Source organism: Arthrobacter sp. SO3 (assembly GCF_020532825.1).
GTDB lineage: Bacteria > Actinomycetota > Actinomycetes > Actinomycetales > Micrococcaceae > Arthrobacter.
Map to the genome: position 1 here is coordinate 41,994 of NZ_MQTS01000001.1, position 6,198 is coordinate 48,191.

The following is a 6,198-nucleotide window of genomic DNA, read 5'->3' on the forward strand; positions in this document are numbered from 1 at the left end:
TCCAACCGGAGGAACAAAGATGTCCGCTCCCGTCCTGTCCATCATCATCCTGGTGGTGATGTTCCTGCTGGCCACCGTGCTGCCCCTCAACATGGGCGCCCTGGCCTTCGTGGGTGCATTCCTGCTGGGCTCCGTCGTGCTGGGGATGTCCACCAACGACATCCTCGCCAACTTCCCCGGAGGGCTCTTCCTCACCATCGTCGGGGTCACGTATCTGTTTGCGATCGCGCAGAACAACGGCACCATCGACCTCCTGGTCCGGGGCGCCGTCCGGCTGGTGGGCAGCAAAGTGGTCCTCATACCCTGGGTCATGTTCGCCATCACCGCCCTGATTACCTCAGTAGGCGCACTCTCCCCGGCCGCCGTCGCCATCATCGCGCCGATCGCGTTGAGCTTCGCGGCCAAACACAAGCTCAATCCGCTCATGATGGGCATGATGGTGATCCACGGGGCCCAGGCCGGCGGATTCTCCCCCATCGCGGTCTACGGCGTCACGGTCAACGGCATCATTGCCAAGACGGAACTGGACGCCAACCCCATGGCGATCTTCCTGGCCAGCTTCGTCTTCAATCTCGCGATCGCGCTGGTCCTGTTCCTCGTCCTGGGCCGCAACAAGACGCTGTCCACCCCGGCCGGGCGCCTGGTGGAACAGGCCGCCGAAAAGCGGATGTCCGTCAGTGTGGGCGCCCGCGCGGCCGGCGTGACGCTGCAGGGCTCAGGGTCCGACATTTCCCCGGCCGGCGTCTCGTCGAAAGGCACCTCGGAGGTCTCCAAGGAAACACCGGCCAGCGGCACACCCGTCGAAGGTGCCCGCGCCTCCGTGCCCCAGCTCGTCACTATCGCTGGTCTGATCGCCCTCGCCGTCATCTCCCTGGGCTTCAAAGTGGACGTCGGCTTCGTTTCCATCACCATCGCCATCGTCCTGGCCCTCGTCTCCCCTGCCGCGCAGAAGGGCGCAGTCAACAAGATCAGCTGGTCCACGGTTCTGCTCATCTGCGGCATGCTCACCTTCGTCGGCGTCCTGGAAGAGGCCGGCACCATCAAGTTCGTGTCCAGCGGTGTGGCGAATCTCGGCATGCCCCTCCTGGCTGCCCTGCTGATCTGCTACATCGGCGGCATCGTCTCCGCCTTCGCTTCCTCCACCGCCATCCTTGCGGCCCTCATTCCGCTGGCGGTGCCGTTCCTGGCCACTGGGGAGATCGGCGCCGTCGGCGTGATCGCAGCCCTGGCCGTAGCCTCCACAATCGTGGACGTGTCCCCGTTCTCCACCAACGGCGCCCTGGTGCTGGCCAACGCGCCCGAAGGCGTGGACAAGGAACGCTTCTACAAGCAGATCCTCGCCTACAGCGGCATCGTCGTCGTGGCGGGACCGGGAATCGCCTGGCTTGTCATGGTCGTCCCGGGCTGGATGTAGCCGCCAAAAAGCACACCCCTGGCATCACCGACCCTGCAGCCGCGAGATAAGCAAAGAAGGAAAATCACGATGAGCACTGAATCCACACGGCACACCGAAGGGCCCCTCACGGGGTACCTTGTGGTGGACCTGAGCCGCGCCCTCGCGGGCCCGCACGCCGGGATGATGCTGGCCGATCTGGGTGCGCGGGTGATCAAGGTCGAAAATCCCGGCACCGGTGACGATACCCGCGGCTGGGGGCCCCCGTTCGTCGGTCCCGACGACGATCCCCAAGCCACGTATTTCCTGTCCTGCAACCGCAACAAGGAATCCATCGCCCTGGACCTGAAGAGCGACGATGGGCGCCAGGTTCTGCGCGGGCTGCTGGAACGCGCGGACGTCGTCATCGAGAACTTCCGCCCCGGCGTCCTTGACCGGCTCGGGTTCTCCGCCGCGGAGATGCATGCGCTGAATCCGGCGCTGGTGGTCCTGTCGATCACCGGCTTCGGGCACGACGGGCCGGAATCCCAGCGCAGCGGCTACGACCAGATCCTGCAGGGGGAGGCCGGGCTGATGTCCCTGACAGGATCCGGGCCGGACGATCCGCAGCGGGTGGGCGTGCCGATCGCCGACCTCCTGTCCGGCATGTACGGGGCGTTCGGCACGCTGGCGGCCTTGCTGCAGCGCGAACGGACCGGGCAGGGCCAGATCGTCCGAACGTCCTTGCTCGCGGCGATTATCGGGGTCCATGCGTTCCAGGGCACCAGGGCCACGGTCGCCGGCGAGGTCCCCAAGGCCCAGGGCAACCACCATCCGTCCATTTCCCCGTACGGCCTGTTCCACTGCCGGCGCGGCCGGGTACAGATCAGCGTCGGCAGCGAGAAGCTCTGGAGCAAGTTCGTTGCCACATTCGGGATCGACGGGACGCGGCCGGAGTTCGCCACCAATGCGGATCGGGTGCGGAACCACGAGAAAGTCCTTGAAGAAGTGGAGCGGGTGTTCTCCGAGTTCGAGGCCGAGCCGCTGCTCGCCAAACTGAACGAGGCCGGGATCCCGGCCGGCAAAGTCAGATCCCTGGACGAAGTGTACGAATGGGAACAGGTCCACTCACAGGGTCTCGTCATCGACGTCGATCACAAAATTCTCGGCAACGTGAGCCTGCCGGGGCCTCCGCTGCGGTTCTTCAGCGCCGCCGATACCGCCGAAACCACACGGAAGGCGCATACCGCACCGCCGTTGTTGGACCAGGATGGCGGGCAGATCCGTCAGTGGCTCGGACTGGGGACCGCCGCAGGAGCCGGCCAATCCAAGGACGGGCGCTGAACGTGCTGGCGGAACAGAAGGTCCGGCACCTGGACGCCACCGAACTCATCACCGCGGTGCTCGATTCCGGATCGTACCGCAGCTGGGACGAAGCGGTGAGCCACCCTCATGCCGGCCCGGAATACCGGCAGGAACTGGCGGCCGCCCGCGCGAAAACCGGGGTGGACGAATCCGTCCTCACTGGAGAGGGGCTGATCCGCGGCCGCCGCGTCGCCGTCATCGTCAGCGAGTTCCGCTTCCTCGCCGGCTCAATCGGCCTCGCCGCGGCGGCACGCATCGTCAACGCCGTCGAACGGGCCACCCGGGAAGGGCTGCCGCTGCTGGCGGGACCCGCCTCCGGCGGCACTCGCATGCAGGAAGGCACCATCGCCTTCCTGTCCATGGTCAAGATCAGCGCAGCCGTCCGGTCACATCGCCAGGCCGGATTGCCCTACCTTGTCTATCTTCGGCATCCCACCACCGGGGGTGTGATGGCTTCCTGGGGTTCCCTGGGCCACGTCACTGTGGCCGAGCCCGGTGCGCTGCTCGGATTCCTTGGACCCCGCGTCTACGAGGCCCTGCACGGCATACCGTTCCCGGAAAATGTCCAGGTGGCCGAAAACCTCTTCGACAAGGGGCTCGTGGACGCCGTGGTCCCGCCGGAGCAACTGTCCGACGTCGTCGACCGCGCTCTCAACATTCTGGTCGCCCGCCCAAATCCGCAGGTCACCGCCCCGGCCACCCTGGCCGTGAAACCGTCCGATGCCGGTGCCTGGGAATCGATTCAGATCTCCCGGAACCCGCGGCGGCCGGACCTGCGGCTACTGCTCGCCCACGGAGCCATCGATGTGCTCCCGTTGAACGGCACCGGCCAAGGCGAAAAGGACCCCGGACTGCAGCTGGCGCTGGCCCGCTTCGGCCAGAAGTCCTGCGTAGTCATCGGGCACACCCGGCCCCGGCCGTCGCAGCAGACGGCGATGGGACCGGCGTCGCTGCGCGAGGCGCGGCGTGGCATGCGGCTCGCCGAGGAGCTGGGGCTGCCGTTGCTCACCGTCATCGACACCGGTGGCGCCGCGCTCTCCAAGGAGGCGGAGGAAGGCGGGCTGGCCGGCGAGATTGCCCGGTCCCTGCATGAGCTGATTGGGCTTCGCACGCCAACGGTGTCTGTGTTGCTCGGGCAGGGTGCCGGCGGCGGCGCCCTGGCCTTGTTGCCGGCGGACCGCACCATCGCGGCCCAGCACGCGTGGTTGTCGCCCCTCCCGCCGGAGGGTGCCAGCGCCATCGTGCACCGGACCCCCGATTTTGCTCCGGCCGTTTCCGAGGCACAGGGCGTCAACGTCGCATCGCTGCACGGCAACGGGCTGGTGGACCACATCGTGGATGAACGCTCCGACGCCGCGCTCGAGGGCAGGGCGTTTTGCCAGCGACTGGGAGAGGCTATCGAGTACGAACTGGCCAGTCTTTCCTCGGTGGGAATTGGGGAGCTGCTGACGCGCAGGCTGGAGAAGTATCACCGGCTGGGCGCGGGGTAGGGACCTCAGCCAGGCAGCGCCTGCCGCTGCGGCCACAGCGTCACCGACTCCAGCGCGGACAGTGCCCGGGCCATGGCCTGGGCCTCTGCGGTGAACAGATGCCCGTGGACGCGCTGGCTGCAGAGGCGGAGGGCCTGGCCGCGGTCCAGGCCGAACCAGTCCATCACGGTGTCGATGCCGTGCGGGCTGAGCCGCCAGGTCTTGTCCGCGTCCTTGACGATGGCGTCCTCGATGGAGAGGGCCTCGCGGCGGGAGTCGTGGCCGTCGATGATATCCAGGATGGGCGGCACTTTCCCGGCGTCGTACCCGGCCTCGGCGAGAATTCCGGCGGCGAGCCGGGCACCTTCCTTTTCGTGCAGCAGCACCAGATCCGGCCGGCCGCCGCCCGGCGCAATCGCTGCCAGGACCTCGGCCGGTGGCACCTGCGACCAGCCGATGTCGTGCAGCATGATCGCGGGGAGGACGACGGCGGCGTCCGCCTCCGGGTGCGCATCGAGCAGGGCACGGGCAAGCCCGAAGGCGTAGAGCGTGTGGGCGTCGTTGTCGCGGACTTTCAAGAACGGTGCCGCAAGGTTCCAGATGGCGGCCAGTTCCGGGTCCAGGACGACGACACCGTCGGGCTCAGCCTCGATGCCCGCGGAGACGTCCAGGCCGGAATGGTTGGCTTCGGGCTGCAGTTTGGTCATCCTGCCAGCGTGCCCGCCAAACCGGCGCCGGGCAACCACCACCTTCCGCCCAGCGGAACCGGGAGGGGCCACGCCGTGGGACATCAGCCCAGGGAATCTCCGAGAAGCAGGGTCTACCCTGTCGCCGTGCCGGGAGTCATGATGGAAAGGATCAAGAGGAGAGCAGGTCAGTGATGGTTGATCGGGATGTGGTGCGTCAAGTCACTGTGGCCGTGGCGGTGGGCGGAGGCTTCATCGTAGGGGTTTCCGGGGACTACGGGGACGCCGCGGCCGGCCCCAGTCTGGTGGTGCCGGCCAACTCTGCCTTCGGCATCTGGGCACCCATCTATGCCGGCCTCTTCAGCCACGCCGTTTACCAGGCGCTGCCGGCCCGGCGCCGGGATCCTGTGCTGCGCCGCACCGGGTGGGCCACGGCGTGCGCGGTCGGCCTGTCCGGGTTCTGGGTGTGGGCCCAGGACAAGCCGGGCTTGGAGCTGTCCTTGATCGCCGTGACCGTTGCAGCTGCCGTGACAGGCTACATCCGGGCGGAACCGGTCCAGCAAACCGAGATCGCCTCGGTGCGCGACCGATGGCTGGTGCGAGCCCCGCTGGGCCTGTTCAGTGGCTGGATCACGGTAGCGACGGTAGCAGGCGGCGCTGAGGCCCTCCTCGCGGCCGGCATCAGCGCCCCGGGCGCCGAAGGCTGGAGCACGGCGGCGCTGTTGGCCGCGGGCGGAGTCGGCGCCGCGGTGGCGTGGTTGCGGCCGGTCTCCTTGGCCTATGCCGCCGCCGTGACCTGGGGGCTGGCCGGGGTCGCCGTGCGGATCCTTCCTCAGCATCCGGTGCCAGGTGCGGCGGCGCTACTGGCCGGAGCTGCCGTGGCGGCGGCCGGGGTGGCAGGCGCACGACGTCGCCGCACGGCCCGGGCCGGACGGGCAGCCGGGACGGGAACTGCCGCTCAAAGAATGTAAGGGGCTACAGCGAGACTTCGACGGCCCGGCGGGTACCGTAGCGGGCGGCTTTGACACTCCTTGCCCACCGGACCGCAGTCTCGTACGTGGCCAGGAACTCGAGCTTCTGGACCGGGGTGAACGACCGTCGAGGCCGCTGCCCACCGGACCGCGGATTCCGGGCCCGGATTCTGCAATTGGATTACTTCAGGTTTACGTAACGCCGACTATCGGCTCTTGATTTGGGCCGGGGGAGAGGCCCCAAGAGGGTTTGCATGTCGCTTGACAGCGTAGTTGGCGAATTGCCAAACGATCTGGCGAATCTTGTCAGCTATCTGGCGAGTCATCCTTGGATT

At 67.6% G+C, this 6,198-nt stretch carries 5 protein-coding genes; 4 read left to right on the forward strand and 1 reads right to left on the reverse strand.

Annotated features, from left to right (window positions below; translation table 11 throughout):
- Positions 1 to 19 precede the first annotated feature (19 nt).
- From BJQ90_RS00200 to BJQ90_RS00210, 3 genes are all read left to right on the forward strand, one after another.
- Positions 20 to 1,414, forward strand: a complete 1,395-nt coding sequence (locus BJQ90_RS00200; RefSeq protein ID WP_226758301.1) for an SLC13 family permease — start codon at positions 20 to 22, stop codon at positions 1,412 to 1,414.
- Positions 1,415 to 1,483: 69 nt separating this feature from the next.
- A complete protein-coding gene (locus BJQ90_RS00205; RefSeq protein WP_226758302.1) occupies positions 1,484 to 2,716 on the forward strand; it encodes a CaiB/BaiF CoA transferase family protein in 1,233 nt (410 codons plus the stop codon).
- A gap of 2 nt (positions 2,717 to 2,718) precedes the next feature.
- Positions 2,719 to 4,227, forward strand: a complete 1,509-nt coding sequence (locus tag BJQ90_RS00210) for an acetyl-CoA carboxylase carboxyltransferase subunit alpha/beta (protein ID WP_226758303.1) — start codon at positions 2,719 to 2,721, stop codon at positions 4,225 to 4,227.
- A gap of 5 nt (positions 4,228 to 4,232) precedes the next feature.
- Here BJQ90_RS00210 and BJQ90_RS00215 read toward each other — a convergent pair whose 3' ends face one another.
- Complete coding sequence (locus BJQ90_RS00215) at positions 4,233 to 4,913, reverse strand: HD domain-containing protein (RefSeq protein WP_226758304.1); 681 nt, start codon at positions 4,911 to 4,913, stop codon at positions 4,233 to 4,235.
- A gap of 173 nt (positions 4,914 to 5,086) precedes the next feature.
- Here BJQ90_RS00215 and BJQ90_RS00220 point away from each other — a divergent pair, with 173 nt between their 5' ends.
- On the forward strand, positions 5,087 to 5,863 hold the full coding sequence (locus tag BJQ90_RS00220) for a hypothetical protein (protein ID WP_226758305.1): 777 nt from the start codon (positions 5,087 to 5,089) through the stop codon (positions 5,861 to 5,863).
- Positions 5,864 to 6,198: the final 335 nt, after the last annotated feature.

Bases quoted from the DNA above. Each gene is read 5' to 3' on its own strand.
- BJQ90_RS00205 (WP_226758302.1), top strand. From the start codon at position 1,484: ATGAGCACTGAATCCACACGGCACACCGAAGGGCCCCTCACGGGGTAC.
- BJQ90_RS00200 (WP_226758301.1), top strand. From the start codon at position 20: ATGTCCGCTCCCGTCCTGTCCATCATCATCCTGGTGGTGATGTTCCTG.
- BJQ90_RS00215 (WP_226758304.1), bottom strand. From the start codon at position 4,913: ATGACCAAACTGCAGCCCGAAGCCAACCATTCCGGCCTGGACGTCTCC.
- BJQ90_RS00220 (WP_226758305.1), top strand. From the start codon at position 5,087: ATGGTTGATCGGGATGTGGTGCGTCAAGTCACTGTGGCCGTGGCGGTG.